The sequence below is a fragment of the Nocardioides sp. Z50_6 genome (assembly GCF_058215755.1).
In genome coordinates this window covers 187,972-207,165 of sequence record NZ_JBZAJB010000006.1, presented here as the reverse complement: position 1 = coordinate 207,165, position 19,194 = coordinate 187,972, and the positions used below count along the sequence as shown (strand labels likewise).

19 protein-coding genes are annotated in these 19,194 nt (G+C 71.4%); 8 read left to right on the top strand and 11 right to left on the bottom strand.

All coding sequences use genetic code 11. From position 1 onward, the window contains the following. The first annotated feature begins 22 nt into the window (after nucleotides 1-22). On the top strand, nucleotides 23-910 hold the full coding sequence (locus AC4BGE_RS15415; protein ID WP_490575834.1) for an aldo/keto reductase: 888 nt from the start codon (nucleotides 23-25) through the stop codon (nucleotides 908-910). Nucleotides 911-916: 6 nt separating this feature from the next. Here AC4BGE_RS15415 and AC4BGE_RS15410 read toward each other — a convergent pair whose 3' ends face one another. From AC4BGE_RS15410 to AC4BGE_RS15395, 4 genes are all read right to left on the bottom strand, one after another. Continuing rightward, on the bottom strand, nucleotides 917-1,771 hold the full coding sequence (locus AC4BGE_RS15410) for an amino acid ABC transporter permease (protein WP_490569565.1): 855 nt from the start codon (nucleotides 1,769-1,771) through the stop codon (nucleotides 917-919). Then, nucleotides 1,771-2,454 carry an amino acid ABC transporter permease gene (locus AC4BGE_RS15405; RefSeq protein ID WP_489964543.1) on the bottom strand — a complete coding sequence of 228 codons (684 nt, stop codon included), beginning with the start codon at nucleotides 2,452-2,454 and terminating at the stop codon, nucleotides 1,771-1,773. Before AC4BGE_RS15405 ends, AC4BGE_RS15410 begins: the two co-directional genes overlap by 1 nt. Before the next feature lie 100 nt (nucleotides 2,455-2,554). Beyond that, nucleotides 2,555-3,439, bottom strand: a complete 885-nt coding sequence (locus AC4BGE_RS15400; RefSeq protein WP_490575833.1) for a glutamate ABC transporter substrate-binding protein — start codon at nucleotides 3,437-3,439, stop codon at nucleotides 2,555-2,557. Between the two features lie 53 nt (nucleotides 3,440-3,492). Next, nucleotides 3,493-4,257 (bottom strand): amino acid ABC transporter ATP-binding protein, encoded by a 765-nt coding sequence (locus AC4BGE_RS15395; protein WP_490569563.1) that lies wholly within the window; start codon nucleotides 4,255-4,257, stop codon nucleotides 3,493-3,495. A gap of 100 nt (nucleotides 4,258-4,357) precedes the next feature. Here AC4BGE_RS15395 and miaB point away from each other — a divergent pair, with 100 nt between their 5' ends. Then, the gene (gene miaB / locus AC4BGE_RS15390) at nucleotides 4,358-5,860 is read left to right on the top strand and encodes a tRNA (N6-isopentenyl adenosine(37)-C2)-methylthiotransferase MiaB (protein WP_490575832.1); all 1,503 of its coding nucleotides are present in this window, start codon (nucleotides 4,358-4,360) and stop codon (nucleotides 5,858-5,860) included. Between the two features lie 70 nt (nucleotides 5,861-5,930). Here miaB and AC4BGE_RS15385 read toward each other — a convergent pair whose 3' ends face one another. The 4 genes from AC4BGE_RS15385 to AC4BGE_RS15370 form a co-directional block, all read right to left on the bottom strand. After that, nucleotides 5,931-6,869: a hypothetical protein gene (locus AC4BGE_RS15385; RefSeq protein ID WP_490575831.1), complete on the bottom strand. Its 939-nt coding sequence runs from the start codon at nucleotides 6,867-6,869 to the stop codon at nucleotides 5,931-5,933. Between the two features lie 135 nt (nucleotides 6,870-7,004). Continuing rightward, the gene (locus AC4BGE_RS15380) at nucleotides 7,005-7,310 is read right to left on the bottom strand and encodes a hypothetical protein (RefSeq protein WP_490575830.1); all 306 of its coding nucleotides are present in this window, start codon (nucleotides 7,308-7,310) and stop codon (nucleotides 7,005-7,007) included. Continuing rightward, complete coding sequence (locus AC4BGE_RS15375) at nucleotides 7,307-7,561, bottom strand: hypothetical protein (protein WP_490569559.1); 255 nt, start codon at nucleotides 7,559-7,561, stop codon at nucleotides 7,307-7,309. The genes AC4BGE_RS15380 and AC4BGE_RS15375 overlap by 4 nt, the downstream gene beginning before the upstream one ends. 15 nt (nucleotides 7,562-7,576) lie before the next feature. Next, entirely contained in the window at nucleotides 7,577-8,026 is a 450-nt protein-coding gene (locus AC4BGE_RS15370; RefSeq protein ID WP_490569558.1) for an NUDIX domain-containing protein, read from the bottom strand. 160 nt (nucleotides 8,027-8,186) lie between these two features. On the opposite strand from AC4BGE_RS15370, the gene miaA reads away from it, so the two are divergent. Both miaA and dapF read left to right on the top strand, forming a co-directional pair. Beyond that, the gene (miaA, locus tag AC4BGE_RS15365; protein ID WP_490575829.1) at nucleotides 8,187-9,098 is read left to right on the top strand and encodes a tRNA (adenosine(37)-N6)-dimethylallyltransferase MiaA; all 912 of its coding nucleotides are present in this window, start codon (nucleotides 8,187-8,189) and stop codon (nucleotides 9,096-9,098) included. A 37-nt stretch (nucleotides 9,099-9,135) separates the two neighbouring features. Next, nucleotides 9,136-9,945, top strand: a complete 810-nt coding sequence (gene dapF, locus AC4BGE_RS15360) for a diaminopimelate epimerase (RefSeq protein ID WP_490575828.1) — start codon at nucleotides 9,136-9,138, stop codon at nucleotides 9,943-9,945. Here dapF and AC4BGE_RS15355 read toward each other — a convergent pair. Continuing rightward, entirely contained in the window at nucleotides 9,888-10,508 is a 621-nt protein-coding gene (locus AC4BGE_RS15355; protein ID WP_490575827.1) for an NAD(P)H-dependent oxidoreductase, read from the bottom strand. The genes dapF and AC4BGE_RS15355 overlap by 58 nt on opposite strands. 66 nt (nucleotides 10,509-10,574) lie before the next feature. On the opposite strand from AC4BGE_RS15355, the gene AC4BGE_RS15350 reads away from it, so the two are divergent. Then, a complete protein-coding gene (locus AC4BGE_RS15350; protein WP_490575826.1) occupies nucleotides 10,575-11,150 on the top strand; it encodes a TetR/AcrR family transcriptional regulator in 576 nt (191 codons plus the stop codon). 80 nt (nucleotides 11,151-11,230) lie between these two features. Then, a complete protein-coding gene (hflX, locus tag AC4BGE_RS15345) occupies nucleotides 11,231-12,712 on the top strand; it encodes a GTPase HflX (RefSeq protein WP_490575825.1) in 1,482 nt (493 codons plus the stop codon). Between the two features lie 7 nt (nucleotides 12,713-12,719). Here the strand turns inward: hflX and AC4BGE_RS15340 are convergent, their stop codons facing one another. Further along, nucleotides 12,720-12,851 carry a putative transporter small subunit gene (locus tag AC4BGE_RS15340; protein ID WP_490569552.1) on the bottom strand — a complete coding sequence of 44 codons (132 nt, stop codon included), beginning with the start codon at nucleotides 12,849-12,851 and terminating at the stop codon, nucleotides 12,720-12,722. 23 nt (nucleotides 12,852-12,874) lie between these two features. Then, entirely contained in the window at nucleotides 12,875-14,545 is a 1,671-nt protein-coding gene (locus tag AC4BGE_RS15335) for a sodium:solute symporter family transporter (protein WP_490575824.1), read from the bottom strand. Nucleotides 14,546-14,868: 323 nt separating this feature from the next. On the opposite strand from AC4BGE_RS15335, the gene secD reads away from it, so the two are divergent. After that, nucleotides 14,869-17,139: a protein translocase subunit SecD gene (gene secD, locus AC4BGE_RS15330; protein ID WP_490569550.1), complete on the top strand. Its 2,271-nt coding sequence runs from the start codon at nucleotides 14,869-14,871 to the stop codon at nucleotides 17,137-17,139. Between the two features lie 38 nt (nucleotides 17,140-17,177). After that, on the top strand, nucleotides 17,178-19,193 hold the full coding sequence (locus AC4BGE_RS15325; RefSeq protein ID WP_490575823.1) for an ATP-dependent DNA helicase: 2,016 nt from the start codon (nucleotides 17,178-17,180) through the stop codon (nucleotides 19,191-19,193). The last annotated feature ends 1 nt before the right edge of the window (nucleotide 19,194 follow it).

Below are 19,194 nucleotides of genomic sequence, written 5' to 3'. Positions count from 1 at the left end.
CGCTCTGACTAGGGTGGGGCGCATGAGCCTCCCGCAACGACCCCTCGGCGACAGTGCCGTCAGTGCGATCGGCCTCGGCGCCATGCCGCTCTCCATCGGGGGGGAGGAGGCGGCCGGCCGGGCGCGGGCGACCATCCACGCCGCGCTCGACGCGGGCGTCACCCTGATCGACACCGCCGACTGCTACGCCCCCGACGGCACCGGGCTCGGCCACAACGAGCGGCTCGTCGCCGACGCGCTCTCCTCCTACGCCGGCGACACCGAGCAGGTGGTCGTGGCCACCAAGGGCGGGCTGCGCCGCGACGGCGCCGCATGGCCGACCGACGGGCGCCCGGAGTGGATCCGCGAGGCGGTCGAGGGCTCCCTGGAGCGCCTCGGCGTCGAGCGGATCGACCTCTACCAGCACCACAGCCCCGACCCGGCCGTCCCCTACGAGGAGACGATCGGCGCGTTCGCCGAGCTGGTGGCCCAGGGCAAGGTGGCCCGGGTGGGTCTCTCCAACGCCGACCCGGCGCAGATCCGCCTGGCCCACGGCATCCTCGGCAGCTCCCTGGTCTCGGTGCAGAACCGGTTCTCGCCGAGCTTCCGCGGCTCGCGCCCCGAGCTGAACCTCTGCGCCGAGCTGGGCCTGGCCTTCCTGCCGTGGAGCCCGCTGGGCGGCATCTCGCACGCCGCCGGCCTGGGCTCGTCGTTCCCCGACTTCGGCGACGTCGCGCGCAAGCACGACGCCACCCCCCAGCAGGTCGCCCTGGCCTGGGAGCTGGCGCAGGACCCGTGCGTCATCCCGATCCCGGGCGCGAGCCGGCCGGAGTCGATCCGCGGGTCGGTCGAGGCGCTGCAGCTCCGGCTGGACGCCGAGGACGTCGCCCGGCTGGACGCCTCCTCCCAGCAGTGGGCCACCGGCTCCTGAGCGCGCTCAGACCCGCTTGTCGTCGTCCGGAGCGCCGCCGACCATCGAGACCTGGAGCACCTTCTTCTCGCCGACGAAGCGCTTCTGCACCAGGGTGGCCAGCCAGGTGAGGACCAGGTTGATCACGATGTAGAGCAGCGCCGTGACGAAGAGGGTCGGCACCCGGTTGTCGAACTCGAGGTAGATCTGGCGGGAGACCTGGGTGAGGCCCGGCGCCACCACGTAGAGCCCGAGCGCGGTGTCCTTGAGCGCGACCACGCACTGGCTGATGATCGCGGGCAGCATGATCTTCACCGCCTGCGGCAGCAGCACGATGTTCATCACCTGCGTCTTGCGCATCCCGATGGCGTACGCCGCCTCCGCCTGGCCCGGGGGGACCGCGTTGACCCCGGCGCGCAGCACCTCGGCGAGCACCGACCCGTTGTAGAGGGTGAGTGCGATGACCACCGCCCAGTAGGAGGAGCTGCCGTCGGCGATGCCCAGGGCGTACCAGGTGAAGACCATCAGCAGCAACACCGGGACGGCGCGGAAGAACTCCACCACCGCCCAGGCGGGCCACCTGACCCACCCGTGGTCCGACATCTTGCCCAGGCCGAAGATGGCGCCGAAGACCACGGCGCCTGCCACCGCGGTGCCGGCCATCTTGACGGTCTCCAGGACCCCGTCGACGAGGAGCGCCTCGACGAAGCGGGGGGTCACGAAGACCTCCCACTTCTCGCCGGCGAGCTGCCCGGCGTCGTAGAAGCGCCAGACCGCCCAGGCGACGAGGCCGACGAGGGCCACCAGCGAGACGACGCTGTAGAGGCGGTGCCGCGCGACGGTACGGGGCCCGGGGGCGTCGAACAGGACGCTGGTGCTCATCAGGCGATCCTCCAGTGACGCTCGAGGCGGTTGGCGGCGAAGGAGAACAGCTCGACGAGCACGATGTAGCCGAGGGCGAAGGCGATGAAGATCGCGGTGCGCTCGGAGCTGTAGTTGTTGGTGAACGAGCGCATCTGGGAGACCGCCTCGGCGACCCCGAAGACCGCGGCGACCGAGGTGTTCTTGATCAGGGCGATCTGCACGCTGGCCAGCGGCGGCACGGAGGCGCGGAACGCCTGGGGCAGCACCACCTGGCGCATCACGCCGGCGAAGGGGAGGCCGATCGCCCGCGCCGCCTCGGCCTGGCCGAGGGGGACGGCGTTGACGCCGGAGCGCAGCGCCTCGCAGACGAAGGCGGAGGTGTAGAGCGAGAGGGAGACCACCGCGGCGCCGAAGAAGGCGGTGAGGTCGAAGTCGCCGAACGAGATCTGCAGCCAGTTGAACCGGATGTCCAGCACCGGTGCGGCGAAGGAGAAGAAGGCGAAGACGATCACCAGCGGGGTGTTGCGCACGGTGGTGACGTAGAAGGCGGCGGCCTTGCTCAGCACCGCGACGGGGCCGACGCGGAAGGCGACCAGCAGCGTGCCCAGGAGCATCGAGAGGACACCGGAGAAGAGGAAGAGGAAGACGGTGTAGCCGAAGCCCTTGAAGTAGAGGTCGAGGTTGTCCAGGACTGCGGTCAAGCCGGGCTTCCCTTCTCGGTGGTGGGGACCTGGCCCGGGGCGGCGCGTGGTGCGCCGCCCCGGGTCATGGCGTCATGCGTGGTGCGTGGTCACGCCTGGATCAGGCGCAGTCGTCCAGCGCCGGGGGCTCGGGGGTCTCGACGCCCGACGGGCCGAGGGTGTCCTCGAAGGCCTTCGCCCACGTGCCGTCCTCGAACGCCTCGGTGAGGGTGTCGTTGATCCACTGGCACATCTCCGGGCTGTCCTGGGAGTAGCCGACGCCGATGCGCTCCTCGGAGAACTCCTCGCCGACGACCTTGAGCTGGCCCTCGTTCTGGGCGGCGAAGCCGGCCAGGATCGCACCGTCGGTGGACATGCCCTCGACGGTGCCGTCGAGCACCTTCTGCACGCACTCGGAGTAGCTGTCGAAGCCCACGCCCTTGGCGCCCTGCTCGTTGATCCGGTCGATCGAGGTCGAGCCCGTCACCGAGCAGACCTCCTTGCCCTTGAGGTCGTCGATGCTCTCGACGTCGCTGTCGGCGGGGACCAGGAGCTGCTGGCCGGTGACCATGTAGGGGCCGGCCTGGCCGACGACCTTGCGGCGGTCGTCGGTGATCGAGTAGGTCGCGAGCACCAGGTCGACGCGGCCCTCCTGGAGGAAGGGCTCGCGGTTGTCGGAGATGGTCTCGGTCCAGATGTCGGCGTTGTTCGGGTCGATGCCGAGGTCGGCGACCAGGATCTTGGCGACCTCGACGTCGAAGCCCTTCGGGATGTCGTCGGTGGCACCCTTGAAGCCGAGGCCGGGCTGGTCGAACTTGACGCCCACGGTGATCTTGCCGGACTCGGCGATCTCCTTCATGCGCGTGCCGTCCTCGAAGTCCTCGGCTGCGTTCTCCGAGACCTCGACCTCCTCACCGGCGTCGTCCTCGCCCGCGTCGCCGCAGGCGGCCATGGTCAGCGCCAGCGTGGCGCCGACGATGAGCGCCTTGCTCCTGATGAATCGCATGCGTTCTCCCTTGCTTTTCTCGGGTTGATGAGTCGTGCGTCTGGGGGGGATGCTCAGTGCTTGAGGATCTTGCCGAGGAAGTCCTGGGCCCGCTCCGAGCGCGGGTTGGTGAAGAACTCCTCGGGGGTGTTCTCCTCGACGATGGCGCCGTCGGACATGAAGACCACCCGGTCGGCGGCGGTGCGGGCGAAGCCCATCTCGTGGGTGACCACGATCATCGTCATCCCGCCGCCGGCGAGGTCGACCATCACGTCGAGGACCTCCTTGATCATCTCCGGGTCCAGGGCCGAGGTCGGCTCGTCGAAGAGCATCACCTTCGGCTCCATCGCCAGCGCGCGGGCGATCGCCACCCGCTGCTGCTGGCCCCCGGAGAGCTGGGCGGGGTACTTCTCGGCCTGGTGCGCGACGCCGACCCGCTCGAGCAGCTCCATCGCGCGCTTCTCGGCGGTGGCCTTGTCCTGCTTGCGCACCTTGATCGGCCCCAGCGTGACGTTCTCCAGGATCGTCTTGTGGGCGAAGAGGTTGAAGGACTGGAAGACCATCCCCACCTCGGCGCGGAGGTTGGCCAGGGCCTTGCCCTCCTGGGGGAGCGGCTGCCCGTCGAGGCTGATGGAGCCCTTGTCGATCGTCTCGAGGCGGTTGATCGCCCGGCAGAGCGTCGACTTGCCGGACCCCGACGGACCGATCACCACGACGACCTCGCCGCGGGCGACCTCCAGGTCGATGTCCTTCAGCACGTGCAGCTGCCCGAACCACTTGTTGACGCCCTGGAGGCTGACCAGGGTCTGGCCGGTGGAGGTGCTCTGAGCCACGGTCATTGCGGCAACCTACCCAGAGTGCACGCGGCGAGGCACCCCTGACCCCGTGGGTTCACCGAATCGTGACCTCGCGGCAAGGTCGCCGTACCCTGGGGAGGCCATGACTGCCACGCCCCAGACCGCTCCCCGCACCTACGAGGTCCGCACCTACGGGTGCCAGATGAACGTCCACGACTCCGAGCGCCTCACCGGGCTGCTGGAGGAGGCGGGCTACGCCGCCGCCCCGGCCGGCGAGCAGGCCGACGTCGTGGTCTTCAACACCTGCGCGGTGCGGGAGAACGCCGACAACAAGCTCTACGGCAACCTGAGCCACCTCGCCCCGGTCAAGGCCAAGCGCCCCGGCATGCAGATCGCCGTCGGCGGCTGCATGGCGCAGAAGGACCGGGAGACCATCGTGGCGCGGGCGCCGTACGTCGACGTCGTCTTCGGCACCCACAACATCGGCTCGCTGCCGGCCCTGCTCGACCGGGCCCGCTCCCACGAGGAGGCGCAGGTCGAGATCCTGGAGTCCCTCTCGGTCTTCCCCTCCACGCTGCCGACCAAGCGCGACTCGGCCTACGCCGCCTGGGTCTCCATCTCGGTGGGCTGCAACAACACGTGCACGTTCTGCATCGTGCCGGCTCTGCGCGGCAAGGAGACCGACCGGCGTCCCGGCGACATCCTCGCCGAGATCCGGGCGTTGGTCGCCGAGGGCGTCACCGAGGTGACCCTGCTGGGCCAGAACGTCAACGCCTACGGAGTCGAGTTCGGTGACCGCCAGGCCTTCTCCAAGCTGCTGCGCGCCTGCGGCGAGATCGAGGGGCTGGAGCGGGTCCGCTTCACCTCCCCGCACCCGGCCGAGTTCACCGACGACGTGATCGAGGCGATGGCGCAGACCCCCAACGTGATGCCGCAGCTGCACATGCCGCTCCAGTCCGGCTCGGACCGGGTGCTGCGCGCGATGCGCCGCTCCTACCGGCAGTCGAAGTTCCTCGGGATCATCGAGCGGGTGCGCGCCGCGATGCCGCACGCGGCGATCTCCACCGACATCATCGTCGGCTTCCCCGGCGAGACCGAGGAGGACTTCCTCCAGACCCTCGAGGTGGTCCGCCGGGCCCGGTTCGCCAACGCCTACACCTTCCAGTACTCCATCCGCCCCGGCACGCCGGCCGCGACCATGCCCGACCAGATCCCGCCCGAGGTGGTCAAGGACCGCTACCAGCGCCTCGTCGCGGTGGTCGAGGAGGTCGCCTGGGAGGAGAGCCGCAAGCAGGTCGGTCAGGTCGTCGAGCTGATGGTCTCCGAGGGCGAGGGGCGCAAGGACAACGCCACCGCCCGCCTGTCGGGTCGTGGCCCCGACAACCGGCTGGTCCACTTCGAGGCCGACTTCAGCGGCGTCGAGGCCGACTCCGTGCGCCCCGGCGACATGGTGACCGTCCGGGTCACCTACGCCGCCCCGCACCACCTGGTCGCCGACGGCCCGGTGCTCTCGGTGCGCCGTACCCGCGCCGGCGACGCGTGGGAGCGCCGTACCGCGGCCCCCGCGGCGCCCGCCGGGGTCGGGCTCGGCATGCCCACCCTCGGCGTCCCCGCCCCGCTCCCGCCTGCGCCCGCCTGCCGCTGACCCGCCGCTGCGTCATACGGGTTTGTGCACCGGCAAGGTCACCCGCTGACCTTCTCGCTGCACAAACCACTCAGCAGGACGGGCAACTGCGGGGGCTGCCGGACCAGCCGCGGGTCCTGAGCAGTGCCCCGAGTCGCGCGGCTGTGAGGCAGGAGTGGTCGAAGACCTGGCCCCACCCCAGACGGATCGTGACCCACCCCGCGACAGCGGCATCCAGATCCCGTTCGAGGTCGCGGTGGCGTGCCGCGGCCGTGTCGTGGAAGAGGCGGCCGTCCAGCTCGACCAGGAGACCGTGGGCTCGATACTCCACATCCCGGTAGACCGAACCCCGGAGCGAGTCCCGCACCTGCCGGTCGGCCGCGGGCAGGCCGTGTGCCCGCTCGACCCGGTGCAGGTACCCGTGCTCGAGCACCGAGCAGGCTCCCGTCGCCACGTCATCGAGGACCCTGGCGAGGAACCGTCGTCGAGGCAAGCGCTCGAGCTCGGTCCAGGCCGCCTGGAGCCGGGGTGCGGTGGTCCGGCGGGACTGGACCGCGTCCGACAGGATCCGCACCGCTCCGAAGTCGCTCGGGGCTCGGGCGGCCTCGCGCAGCACGGCGTGCTCGGTGCGCATCCGGGGTGGCGAGGTGTTCCAGTGGACCTTCGGTGTGAGGTCGGCGACCCGGTGCAGGCGCAGGCCCGGCGGAAGGTCGAGATCGCGCTCGCGCTCCACCGCCACGTGGATGACGCCGGCGTCGTGCGTGGTCCTACCCGGACCGTCGGTCATCCGGAGGGAGGAGGAGTCGCACAGCGCCGCCGGCCACGCGAAGAGGACCCCGGCCCACGCGCGCTGGATCCATGTCGGCTCGCCGGTGTGGGCGAGGTAGACCCGGGGGTGGTGCCGCGTCAGCTCGCGGCGCCGCTCGAGCCGACGAAGGTCATGAGGCTGCAGACCTGCCTCCAAGGCCTGCCGCCGGGAGATGACCCCCGACTGGTGCGCGAGCAGCTCGGCGAAGTGGTCGGTCGTCACGCCCCCGAGACTGCCGCCGACGTCCGGGACCCTGCCCTCGCGGCGGCCGGATGCTGGGGAGGGCGCCGTGTTCCACAGGGTCTGTGCTCCCGAAGGGTCACCAGGTGTCCCTCCGGGAGCACAAAGCGTGCTGGCTCAGCGCCCGACGTCGTCCGACGGGGCCTGCTTGGGCGGGATGCCGACCGGCTTGGGCTCGTGGCCGTCGGCGGACTGCTCGGGTGGTGCGTCGTCCGGGCCGACGGGGTGGGGTGCGGAGTCCCGCAGTCCGTCGGTCGCCTCCTGGCCGGGGCCGGCGTGGCCGACCCGCTCGCTGCTGATCCCCATGCCGCCGCCGAGGCGGTCGTCGCCGCCCGCGGCCGGGTTGGATCCCTGCAGGGACTCGGCCACGTCCGGGTCGACGGCGCCGGGGTCACGGTCCTGGTCTGGTGTCTTCTCACTCATGCCGGCGGCTCGTCCTCGGTGTCGTCCTCGCCCGAGACCTTGCCGTCGTCGGGCGCCTGGTCCTTCTCCTGGTCGGGCTCGGTGATCTCGTCCGGGATCGCGTCGTCGACGGCCGCGTTGTCCGCGGGGTCGAGGTCGTGCGGGACCGGATCGGCCGTGGGCTCGTCGGGCACGATGGCGTCCACGCCTCCCGGGTGGAGCTCGGGCTCCTCGGTGGTGGGCTTCGGCTGCTTGCCGATCTCGTCACTCATGCGCGCGCTCCTGGTTCAGAATCCGAAGGTCAGGTACTTCACCTCAGTGCCCAGATTGGCCAGCGCCAATCGTTCGTGACCGACCACGGGGTCGGGGAGGGCGTCGAGCGGGAACCAGTCCAGTGCCGCGCACTTCTCCGGCTCCACGATGCGGGGCTCCCCGTCCCAGCTGCGGGCGGTGAGGAAGAAGTCGATCCGCTCGTCGATCGCCGACGCGTGGGCGGTGCGCTGCATCGTGAACTCCAGGCGCAGGTCGGCGCCGGTGATGCCGAGCTCCTCGGCAGCCTCGCGGTGCGCCGCGTCGTACGCCGTCTCGCCCCGCTCCACGTGACCCGCGGCGGCGGCCGCCCAGTGGTCGTCCATGTAGCCGGTGCCGGTGCGCAGCTGGAGCAGCACCTCGGTGCCCCCTGCCCCCTCGCGCAGCAGGTAGACGTAGCTGGCGGGGACGACGACGAAGCGCTCCACCTCAGCCGGTGGGGTTCGAGGGGTCGGTGGGCGGCCCGGGGGTGGTCAGCCCCGGCTCCTCCTCGGTCTGCGGGTCGGGCGTCGGGCGCTCCTCGTGCTCGGGGTCTCCCATGTTCCACCTCCAGCTCGTCGGTCAGGTCGCCTTGGCACACTAGCCCCCATGCCCAGCGAGCTCCCGCCCGTCGTCGCCGTGGTCGGGGCGACGGCCGCCGGCAAGACGGGGCTCTCCCTCGACCTGGCCGAGCGGCTGGACGGCGAGGTCGTCAACACCGACGCGATGCAGGTCTACCGCGGCATGGACATCGGCACCGCCAAGCTGCCCCCGGAGCAGCGGCGCGGCATCCCGCACCACCTGCTCGACCTGATGAGCGTGCGGGAGACCGCCAACGTGGCGCAGTTCCAGGAGCTGGCACGGCGCACGATCGCGGAGGTGCGCGGGCGGGGCCGGGTGCCGGTCCTGGTCGGCGGCTCGGCGCTCTACACCCGCGCGGTGCTCGACCGCTTCGAGTTCCCGGGCACCGAGGAGTCGGTACGCCGCCGGCTCGAGGCCGAGCTCGCCGAGGCCGGCCCCGCCCTCCTGCACGCCCGCCTGGCGAGCCTCGACCCACAGGCGGCCGCCGGCATCCTGGTCGCCAACGGGCGCCGCGTGGTCCGTGCCCTGGAGGTCATCGAGATCACCGGCAGGCCCTTCAGCGCCACCTTGCCGCGGCTGGAGTACGCCGACCCGGCGACGGTGCAGATCGGCGTGGACATCGACCGCCCCACCCTCCACGCCCGGATCGCCCGGCGGGTGGCGCAGATGTTCGACGAGGGCTTCGTCGAGGAGGTCGAGCGGTTGCTGGCCGAAGGCCTGGAGGAGGGACTGACCGCCTCCCGGGCGATCGGCTACCGCGAGGTCGCGGCCCACCTGCGCGGCGAGCTCACCCTGGCCGAGGCCCAGGAGCGGACCGTGATCGCGACCCGGCGCTTCGCCCGGCGGCAGGACTCCTGGTTCCGCAAGGACCCCCGGATCACCTGGATCCGGTTCGACGACCCAGACCGGGTGGAGCGTGCGCTCCGCGCGGTCGGCTGACCGGGGCGTCCCGGTGGCCGGGTGTCACACTGGGCCGGTGACTTATCCGTTCCTCAAGGGCCACGGCACCGAGAACGACTTCGTGCTGCTGCCCGACCACGACGGGTCCGTCCACGGGGACCTCTCCGCCGAGCGGGTCCGCGCCCTCTGCGACCGCCGGGCGGGCCTGGGTGCCGACGGGGTGCTGCGGGTGCTGCGCACCTCGGCCGTCGGGGCGGGGGACCCCGAGTGGTTCATGGACTACCGCAACTCCGACGGCTCGGTCAGCGAGATGTGCGGCAACGGCCTGCGCGTCTTCGTCCGTCACCTGGTCGAGGAGGGGCTGGTCCCGGCCGACGAGCCGGTGCCGGTGGCCACCAGGGACGGGATCAAGGTCTGCACCGTCGACGGCGACCTGGTCACCCTCGACATGGGGGTGCCGAAGGTGCTGGGGGAGACCTCGGTGGCGGTGGGCGAGCGCTCCTGGCCGGCGCTCAGCGTCGACATGGGCAACCCGCACGCCGTGGCCTTCGTCGACGACCTGGCCGAGGCCGGGTCGCTGCTGGAGGCGCCGCGCCACGACCCCACGGTCTTCCCCGACGGGGTCAACGTGGAGTTCGTCGTCCGCCGCGCCGCCGGTCACGTCGCGATGCGCGTCCACGAGCGCGGCTCGGGGGAGACCCGCAGCTGCGGCACCGGCGCCTGCGCGGTGATGGTGGCGACCGCTCGCGCCGACGGCGCCTCGCGCCCGGCGACGTACCGGGTGGACGTGCCGGGCGGGGAGCTCCAGGTGAGCTGGACCGAGCAGGGTCACGTCCTGCTGACGGGGCCCGCCGTGATCGTGGCCCGGGGAGAGACCGCGCTCTGAGTCGAGTCGCGGGCGCCGAGCGCCTCGCACTCCTCCAGCCACTGCGCGCGACGCTCCGGTGAGGCGTGGCGGACGTCGGTGAAGCGGGTGACCTTGACCGGCTTGATGCCGCAGAACTCCAGGGTCCGGGCCTTCACCTGCTTGACGGTGGTGTCTCCCACCAGCGGCAGGTACCAGCGGGGTGAGTCCGAGGTGACGACCACCCGACCGGTACGGCCGGCGAGCAGGCCCTCGGGGCGTCCGTTGTCGAGGTAGCGGAACGCCCAGCCGATCTCCAGGGTCCGGTCGAAGAAGCCCTTGAGGAGTGCCGGCACCGAGCCCCACCAGAGCGGGGTGAGCACGGTGACGTGCTCGCTGGACTCCAGCAGCTCGCGGGCGCGTGCCAGGTCGGGCTCCAGGTGCTGGCCGGGGCGGTAGCCGGCGTGCAGCACGGGGTCGAAGTCGAGCTCGCGCAGGGTCAGCGCGACCCCCTCGGCGGCGGCGCCGGCGGCGTAGCGGGCGGAGAGGGCGGCGGTGAGCGACGTCGGGTCGGGGTGGGCGTCGACGATCAGGGTGCGGGTCATGGCGGTGCTCCGATCTGGACAATGACAAGAATGTGGACACCGCCAACATCGCGTACCATCTTGTCCGTGTCAAGATCTCCGTCGGCCTATCACCACGGCAACCTCCGGCCCGCACTGGTGGCGGCCGCGGCCGACCTGCTCGAGGAGGTGCCTCCGGCCCGGATCAGCCTCCGCGAGGTCGCCCGGCGCGCCGGGGTCAGCCACAACGCGCCCTACCACCACTTCGGGGACCGGGCGGGGCTGCTCGTGGCGGTCGGCGTGCGGGCGATGGGCGACCTGGTCGCCGCCCAGGAGCGGGCGATGGCGGGGGAGGAGGGGCCGGTGGCGCGGCTGACCGCGATGTTCACGGCGTACGTCGGGTTCGCGGCCGACAACCCGCAGGCGTTCTCCCTGATCTTCGACCCCGAGTACTGCTCGGCCGGCACGCCCTCGACCGCGATGGCGCCGCTGATCGCGCGCAACGAGGAGCTCCTGGCACGCGAGGTGGACGGGCTGGTGGCGCTGCCTCGCTTCGCGGGCCGCGACCCCGCCGCCCTGGCGGCCGGCCTGTGGGCCACCGTGCACGGGATGTCGGAGCTGGTGGTGCTCGGCCACCTGCCTCGCGAGGTGGTCGCGCCCGCGGCCGCCGCCCTCCTCGCATGAGGAATGGCCGGGGCGGGCACGGTGTTGACCACCGATAACGGGTCGCGTCAGGTGCGCCCCGGGCCTACCCTGAAGGGCATATGACGAACGCACGCGACTTCTCGCTGAACGACCAGCTCGACGCCACGCAGGCGTGGGACGACGACGACTTCGAGTCGGGCTACGCGGAGCCCGACCCCGACGAGCCCGACCCCGAGGAGACCACCGGGTCGATGGACCTCGCCGAGCGCCACGCGCTCAAGCGGGTCGCCGGCCTCTCCACCGAGCTCGAGGACATCTCCGAGGTCGAGTACCGCCAGCTCCGGCTCGAGCGGGTCGTCCTGGTCGGCGTCTGGACCGAGGGGTCGGTCGAGGACGCGGAGAACTCCATGGCCGAGCTGGCGCTGCTGGCCGAGACCGCGGGCGCCGAGGTGCTCGACGCCATCTACCAGCGCCGGCAGCGCCCGGACCCCGCGACCTACATCGGGCGCGGCAAGGTCGACGGGCTGCGCGAGATCGTCGCCGCCACCGGCGCCGACACCGTGATCTGCGACGGGGAGCTGGCGCCCAGCCAGCTGAGGAACCTCGAGGACCGGCTCAAGGTCAAGGTCGTCGACCGGACCGCGCTGATCCTCGACATCTTCGCCCAGCACGCCAAGTCGCGTGAGGGCAAGGCGCAGGTCGAGCTGGCCCAGCTGACCTACATGAAGCAGCGGCTGCGCGGCTGGGGTGGCAACCTCTCCCGCCAGGCCGGTGGCCGGGTCTCCGGCGGTGAGGGCATCGGCGGCCGCGGCCCCGGTGAGACCAAGATCGAGACCGACCGTCGCCGGATCAACGACAAGATCGCCAAGCTCCGCCGTGACCTCAAGGCGATGAAGGGCACCCGGGAGACCAAGCGCTCCCAGCGCCAGCGCAACCAGATCCCGTCGGTGGCGATCGCCGGCTACACCAACGCCGGCAAGTCCTCGCTGCTCAACCGGCTCACCGACGCCGGGGTCCTGGTCGAGGACGCGCTCTTCGCCACCCTCGACCCCACCACCCGGCGTACGACGACCGCCGACGGCCGCGTCTACACGATGAGCGACACCGTCGGCTTCGTCCGGCACCTGCCCCACCAGCTCGTCGAGGCGTTCCGCTCGACGCTGGAGGAGGTCGCCGACTCCGACCTGATCCTGCACGTCGTCGACGGCTCGCACCCCGACCCGGAGGGCCAGCTGGCCGCCGTCCGCGAGGTCTTCGCCGAGATCGGGGCCGACAAGGTGCCCGAGCTGGTGGTGATCAACAAGGCTGACGCGGCCGACCCGATGGTCATCGCCCGGCTGCGCCAGCGCGAGCCCCACAGCGTGGTGGTCAGCGCCCGCACGGGCGAGGGCATCGCCGCGGCGCTCGCGACCGTCGAGGCCGAGCTGCCCCACCCGTCGGTGGAGTTCGACGCGCTGCTGCCCTACGAGCGGGGCGACCTGCTCAACAAGCTGCACCAGCACGGCGAGATCGACCAGCTCGAGCACACCGGCGCCGGGACCAGGGTCCGCGGACGAGCACACGAGGAGCTCGCGGGCGAGCTCCTCGTGTACTCCGTCTGAGCCGTCCTCAGATGAGGTCGCGCCCCTCGCGGCGCGCCTCGCGCCACTCGCCGAGGAACGCGCGGCTGATCACGAAGAGGACGGCGGCGACGATCACCGGCCACATCAGGACGTAGAGGGTGAGTGCGACGGTGCTCATGGCGTTCTCCTTGTGGGTCCGGGTCAGCGGACCGGGTCGAGGTTGTCGTCGAGGTCGTCGTCGGCGTCGAAGTCGCCGACCAGGTCCTTGACCGAGTCGAAGTCGAACGACGCACCGCTGAGCGACGACATGCCCCAGCAGACCAGCGTGCTGACGGCGTAGGCGACCAACGAGCCGCTGAGGGTGGCGTAGTCGTGGATCGCCCCGAAGGCGAACGGGGCCGCGACCAGCGCCGCGACGACACCGGCGATCTTCGCGGGCGTGAGCCCGAGGAAGCCGAAGACCATCAGGGCGGCGACCACGCCGACGCCGATGATGGAGAGCACGTCGACGACGAGCCCGGTGACGCCGTTCATCGGGATGAGCGAGAAGCGCACCGGGAGGAAGACGGCCAGGGCGACCAGCACCGAGACGGTGAACGCCTTGTTGGTGACCTTCTCCCAGTAGAAGCTGGCGATCACCGGGAAGACCAGCGCACCCCACAGGGCACCGACGAAGACCAGCAGGTCGAGGATGTCGAGCTGGAGGCTGGCGAAGGCGATGGCGATCGCCGTCGAGACGACCATGGTGGCGCGGCCGATCAGCAGCATGGTGCGCGGGTTGGCGCCCTCGCGGCCGGCGACGTTCTGGCCGTAGACGTCGGCCATCACGATCGACGACAGCGCCGAGAGGTCGGAGTCCGCGGTCGAGGAGAGCGCCCCGATGATCATGATGAAGAAGACGGCCACCAGGACACCGGGCAGGTAGGCGGCGGCCATCTGCGGGACGAGGTTGTTGACGTCCCCGCCCTGCGGCTCCAGCCCCAGGTAGAGCGCCATCACGCCCAGCATCCCGACCCCGATCACCATCGCGCCGTAGCCGATGGTGGCGGTGATGAAGGTGGGCTTGATCAGGTCCTCGCGCACGGCGAAGAGCCGCTGCGCGATGGTCTGGTTGCCGATGGCGTAGGCGAGGACCGCGGCGATGTAGGGCGCTCCCTGGTTGAGGAAGGCGTCGCTGGAGAAGAAGTTGCCCTGCTGCGCGGTCAGGTTGCCGGCGCCTGTCTCGAACGCCGCGGGGAAGCCGGCGGCGAAGAAGATCACCGGCACGATCACCATGACGGCACCGAGCATCGCCGCGACCTGCACGAAGTCGGTCAGCACCGAGGCGCGGAAGCCGGACCACAGCGTGTAGAGCAGCACGCCCCCGGCCACCATGAAGACGCCCTGGACGAAGGTGAAGGGGGAGAGCAGCGAGATGAGCACGCCGCCGGCGATGAAGTTGGACATCAGGCTGATCAGGCTGCCGACCACGTTGGAGCCGGCGAGCATCAGCTGGCTGGAGCGGCCGTGGCGCACGTGCAGCACCTCGGCGAGGGTGTGTGCGCGGGGCGCGACGGCGCGGATCCGCCGGCCGAACGGGTAGATGAACAAGATCATCAGCGCGCCCCACAACCCGTAGTGGATCGGGCCGGAGATGCCGTAGGTGTAGCCGGAGCTGGCGGAGGCGTACATCGACGACGCCCAGATCCAGGTCGCGGTCATGCTGGCCGCGGAGATCCCGAAGCCGATGTTGTGGCCGGCGGTCATGTAGCCGTCGGCGTTCTCGTTCTTCTTGCCGATCCGCGTGGAGATCCAGAAGGTCCCCCCGTAGAACGCCAGCAGCAGGAGCAGGATCGTCCCCACTCCGAAGGTCACCGAATCCAACCCGTCCACGTGCAGCTCCTCACGTCGCCGGAGGCGTCGCACCCCGCCGGCAGCGTTCCCGGAACCGGTGCGTGGTCGGGGGTTCTCGCTGGCGGCGGCCGCGTCCACACCCGGGGGCGGACGTCGGGGGCGGTCCCCGAAGGCGCGCGCTTAGGGCCCCAGCGAGTCAGTGATTCCTCGGGAGCTCCGACTTCTCAGCACGTTATCAACTTCCTCTCAGGTAACGTCACGGGGGACCTTCCGAGGGCACCGGAACCAACCGGGCGCGCGGCGCGTTCCAGAGGAGGTGCCCGGATTGGGCACCTCTGGTCGGCTAGGGAAAGATGCGTCGCATGTCACGTGGTGCCTGGATCCGCTTCATCCTCGTGCTCGGCCTGCTGGCCGGGTGCGCAGCGCTCGCCCTCAACAAGGAGCCGAGGCTGGGTCTCGACCTCAGCGGCGGCACGTCGATCACGCTGGAGACCAGCGACAGCCCCTCGGGGGTGAAGGCCAACGCGGAGAACACCGACCGGGCCGTCGAGGTCCTGCGGGGCCGCGTCGACGCGCTCGGCGTCTCCGAGCCGACCTTGGTCCGCTCCGGCGACAACCGCATCCTGGTCGAGCTGCCCGACGTGCAGGACTCCGAGCAGGCGGTCGAGACGATCGGCCGGACGGCGCAGCTGACCGTCCACCCGGTGGTCGCCGGCGGCCTGCCGAACGCCGACGGCAAGCCCTCGGAGAAGGGCAACCTGCTCGTCCCCAGCGAGCAGGGCGACGTGCTCGAGGTGGGCCCCGCGGTGATGGAGGGCAACGACATCACCGGCGCCGAGGCGGTGCAGCCCCAGAACAGCACGGGCTGGGCCGTCGCGGTCGACTTCTCCCGCGCCGGATCCGACGCCTTCGAGAAGCTCTCCGCCGACGCCGCCTGCGCCACGGGCGACCAGCGACGCATCGCCATCGTGCTCGACGGCGAGGTGATCTCCTCGCCCGAGGTCCAGGTGCCCTGCGGCAGCGCGATCATCGGCAGCACCCAGATCACCGGCAACTTCACGATCCAGGAGGCCCAGGAGCTGGCCATCCTGATCGAGGGCGGCGCGCTGCCGCTGCCGGTGGAGATCATCTCGGTCAGCGAGATCGGCCCCACCCTGGGTGACGCCGCGATCGACGCCTCGTGGAAGGCCGGCGTCATCGGCCTGGTGCTCACCGGGCTCTTCATCATCTTCGTCTACCGCTTCGTCGGCTTCCTCGCCACGATCGCGCTGACCTCCTACGCGCTGCTGGCCTACGCGATGCTCGTCGGGCTCGGCTCCACGCTGACCCTGCCGGGCCTCGCGGGCTTCGTGCTGGCCATCGGCATGGCGATCGACGCCAACGTGCTGGTCTTCGAGCGCGCCCGGGAGGAGTACCAGGCCAACCCGTCCGCGGGGCTGCGCCGGGCCCTGATGATCGGGTTCAACAAGGCCTGGACCGCGATCATCGACTCCAACGTCACCACCCTGCTCGCCGCCGGCCTGCTCTTCTTCCTCGGCTCCGGGCCGATCAAGGGCTTCGGTGTCACGCTGAGCATCGGCGTGGTGGCCTCGATGGTCTCGGCGCTGATCATCGCCCGGGTGCTCACCGAGCTAGGGGTCGCCAACAAGTGGGTCTCGCGGCACCCGCAGGTCTCCGGCATCGCCGACATCGGCCGGGTCCGCACCTGGCTGGAGCGCAAGAACCCGCAGCTGATGGTCAAGCGCGCCCTGTGGCTGGCGATCTCCGGTGTGGTCACCCTGGTGGCCCTGGCCGGCATCGTGGTCAACGGGCTCAACCTGGGCGTCGAGTTCAGCGGGGGCCGGGTGATGGAGTTCTCCACCACCGAGAAGCTGGACGCCGACGAGGCCCGCGACGCGGTCGAGGAGGCGGGCTTCGCCGACGCGACCGTCCAGGAGTCCGACCAGGCCAACATCACCGTCCGCACCGGCGAGATCAGCAACGAGGAGGCCGAGGAGATCCGGGCGGCGCTGGCCGAGATCGGCGGTGAGGCCGAGGAGGTCCGCGACGAGAAGATCAGCGCCTCGTTCGGCAACGAGCTGCGCGACAAGGCGATCATCGCCTTCGCGATCGCTTTCGCCGCCCAGCTGATCTACCTCGCCGTCCGCTTCAAGTGGACCTTCGGCCTGAGCGCGGTGATCGCGATGGCGCACGACGTGCTGATCGTGGTGGGTCTGTTCGCCTGGCTGCAGAAGCCGATCGACGGCATCTTCCTGGCCGCCGCGATGACCATCATCGGTCTGTCGGTCAACGACACGGTGGTCGTCTTCGACCGGGTCCGTGAGCGCTGGCGGGAGTCCAAGCCCGGCGAGCTCTTCACCGACCTGGCCAACAAGGCGGCGGTCGAGACGCTGCCGCGGACGGTCAACACGGGTCTGGGCACCATGTTCATCCTGGCCGCCCTCGCGGTCCTGGGTGGAGACTCGCTGCGCGACTTCGCGATCGCCCTCCTCGTGGGTCTGGTGGTCGGCACCTACAGCTCGGTCTTCACCGCGACCCCGCTGGTCACCTACCTCCAGGAGCGGTGGCCGATGTCGAAGGAGAAGAAGATCAGGGTCGAGCGCGCCCCCGACGACTCCGGTGCCGTCGTCTGAGGTGCCTGACTGTCGGCGCCCGGCCCTAGGCTTCTCGGATGCCTGACGCGACCGAGACCGCCGCACCTCCCGCACCCTCGGTGCCGGAGGTGCTGGCGGCTGCCGTGGGGGCGCTGGGCGGTCAGGAGCGCCCCGGCCAGGTCGAGATGGCCGAGGCGGTGACCGCGGCGATGGAGTCTGGCCAGCACCTGCTGGTCCAGGCCGGGACGGGCACCGGCAAGTCGTTGGCCTACCTGGTGCCCAGCCTGCTGCACCGCGACCGGGTGGTCGTGGCCACCGCCACCCTGGCCCTCCAGCACCAGCTGGTGGAGCGCGACATCCCGCGGCTCATGGAGGCGGTCGGCGACCGGGTGGACTCCTCCTACGCGGTGCTCAAGGGGCGGTCCAACTACGCCTGCCTGCACCGCGTCCGCGAGGGCGTCCCCGACGAGCAGGGTGTGCTGGTCGACGTCCCGGCCGGCTCGATGGGCGCCGAGGTCCTCGAGCTGCGCAGCTGGGCCGAGGCCGAGGTGGAGTCGGGCGGCTCCGGCGAGCGGGACAACGCGCCCCGCCACACCGACCGCACCTGGCGTCAGGTCAGCGTCAACCACCGGGAGTGCCTGGGCGCGGCGCGCTGCGCCTTCGCCACGGAGTGCTTCGCGGAGCGGGCCAAGGAGAAGGCCCAGCGCTCCCACCTGATCGTCACCAACCACTCCTTGCTCGCCATCGACGCGATCGAGGGGGTGCCGATGATCCCCGACTACGACGTGGTGGTGATCGATGAGGCCCACGAGCTCACCGCGCGGGTCACCCAGGCGGCGACCGACGAGCTGTCCGTGGGCGACGTGGAGCGGGCCTCGCGCCGGGCCCAGCGCCACGTGGCCGAGAACGCCGGCGCCTCCAACCCCGCCGACGACCTGGCCGACGCCGCCGAGGCCCTCGCCGACGCCCTGGCGATGACCCCGGGGGGCCGGATCGACCAGATGGGGCAGCAGCTGGGCGACGCGCTGGTGCTGGTCCGCGACGCCGCCCGGGCGGTGGTCTCGGCGTTCGGCAAGGAGGAGAAGGGCGCGGGGGAGGCCGACGCCGCCCGGACCCAGGCCAAGGGGCTGGCTCAGGAGGTCTTCACGACCGCGGAGCGGATGGCGGCCGGCAGCGACGCCGACGTGCTGTGGCTCAACGAGGCCCGCGAGCGGATGCCCGCCCGGCTGGCCGTGGCACCGCTCCAGGTGTGGGCGCAGATGCGCGAGCGCCTGCTCACCGACAAGACGGTCGTCTTCACCTCGGCGACCCTGATGCTGGGCGGCGACTTCGCCTCCGTGGCCGGCAGCCTGGGGCTCAAGCCCTCGGAGCGCGTCGACACCGGCGCCCCCGCCGTCGAGTCCGAGGGAGCGCGCCCGTGGCGCGGGCTCGACGTGGGCTCGCCGTTCGACTACGGGCGCCAGGGCATCCTCTACCTCGCCCGCCACCTGCCGCCGCCCGGCCGGGACGGGCTGGGCCAGGCGCAGCTCGACGAGATCGTCGATCTCGTCGACGCCGCCGACGGGCGCACGCTTGGCCTCTTCTCCTCCCGCCGCGCCGCCGAGGCGGCCGCCGAGGTGGTGCGGGAACGGCTGCCCCACCTGACCACCCTGGCCCAGGGCGAGGCCCAGCTCCCCGAGCTGGCGCGTCAGTTCGTGGCCGACCCGCACACCTGCCTGTTCGGCACCCTGAGCCTGTGGCAGGGAATCGACGTGCCAGGGCAGACCTGCCAGCTGGTGCTGATCGACCGGATCCCGTTCCCGCGTCCCGACGACCCGCTGATGTCGGCCCGCCAGCGCGCGGCCGACCGCGCCGGGGGCAACGGCTTCATGCAGGTGGCCGCGACCCACGCCGCCCTGCTGCTGGCTCAGGGCGCCGGCCGGCTGATCCGCACCACCTCGGACCGGGGTGTGGTCGCGGTGCTCGACCCGCGGCTGGCCACCGCGAGGTACGGCGGGTTCCTCAAGGCCAGCCTCCCGCCCATGTGGACGACCCACGACCCGCAGGTGGTGCGCAAGGCGCTCAGCCGCCTGGCCGCGGCCGCCGGGGAGTAGG

Coding starts and splice junctions, on each gene's coding strand:
- AC4BGE_RS15395 (WP_490569563.1), bottom strand. CDS start 4,257: ATGACCGTGGCTCAGAGCACCTCCACCGGCCAGACCCTGGTCAGCCTC.
- miaB (WP_490575832.1), top strand. CDS start 4,358: ATGACTGCCACGCCCCAGACCGCTCCCCGCACCTACGAGGTCCGCACC.
- AC4BGE_RS15375 (WP_490569559.1), bottom strand. CDS start 7,561: ATGAGTGACGAGATCGGCAAGCAGCCGAAGCCCACCACCGAGGAGCCC.
- AC4BGE_RS15410 (WP_490569565.1), bottom strand. CDS start 1,771: ATGAGCACCAGCGTCCTGTTCGACGCCCCCGGGCCCCGTACCGTCGCG.
- AC4BGE_RS15415 (WP_490575834.1), top strand. CDS start 23: ATGAGCCTCCCGCAACGACCCCTCGGCGACAGTGCCGTCAGTGCGATC.
- secD (WP_490569550.1), top strand. CDS start 14,869: ATGTCACGTGGTGCCTGGATCCGCTTCATCCTCGTGCTCGGCCTGCTG.
- AC4BGE_RS15380 (WP_490575830.1), bottom strand. CDS start 7,310: ATGAGTGAGAAGACACCAGACCAGGACCGTGACCCCGGCGCCGTCGAC.
- AC4BGE_RS15340 (WP_490569552.1), bottom strand. CDS start 12,851: ATGAGCACCGTCGCACTCACCCTCTACGTCCTGATGTGGCCGGTGATC.
- AC4BGE_RS15325 (WP_490575823.1), top strand. CDS start 17,178: ATGCCTGACGCGACCGAGACCGCCGCACCTCCCGCACCCTCGGTGCCG.
- AC4BGE_RS15400 (WP_490575833.1), bottom strand. CDS start 3,439: ATGCGATTCATCAGGAGCAAGGCGCTCATCGTCGGCGCCACGCTGGCG.
- hflX (WP_490575825.1), top strand. CDS start 11,231: ATGACGAACGCACGCGACTTCTCGCTGAACGACCAGCTCGACGCCACG.
- AC4BGE_RS15355 (WP_490575827.1), bottom strand. CDS start 10,508: ATGACCCGCACCCTGATCGTCGACGCCCACCCCGACCCGACGTCGCTC.
- miaA (WP_490575829.1), top strand. CDS start 8,187: ATGCCCAGCGAGCTCCCGCCCGTCGTCGCCGTGGTCGGGGCGACGGCC.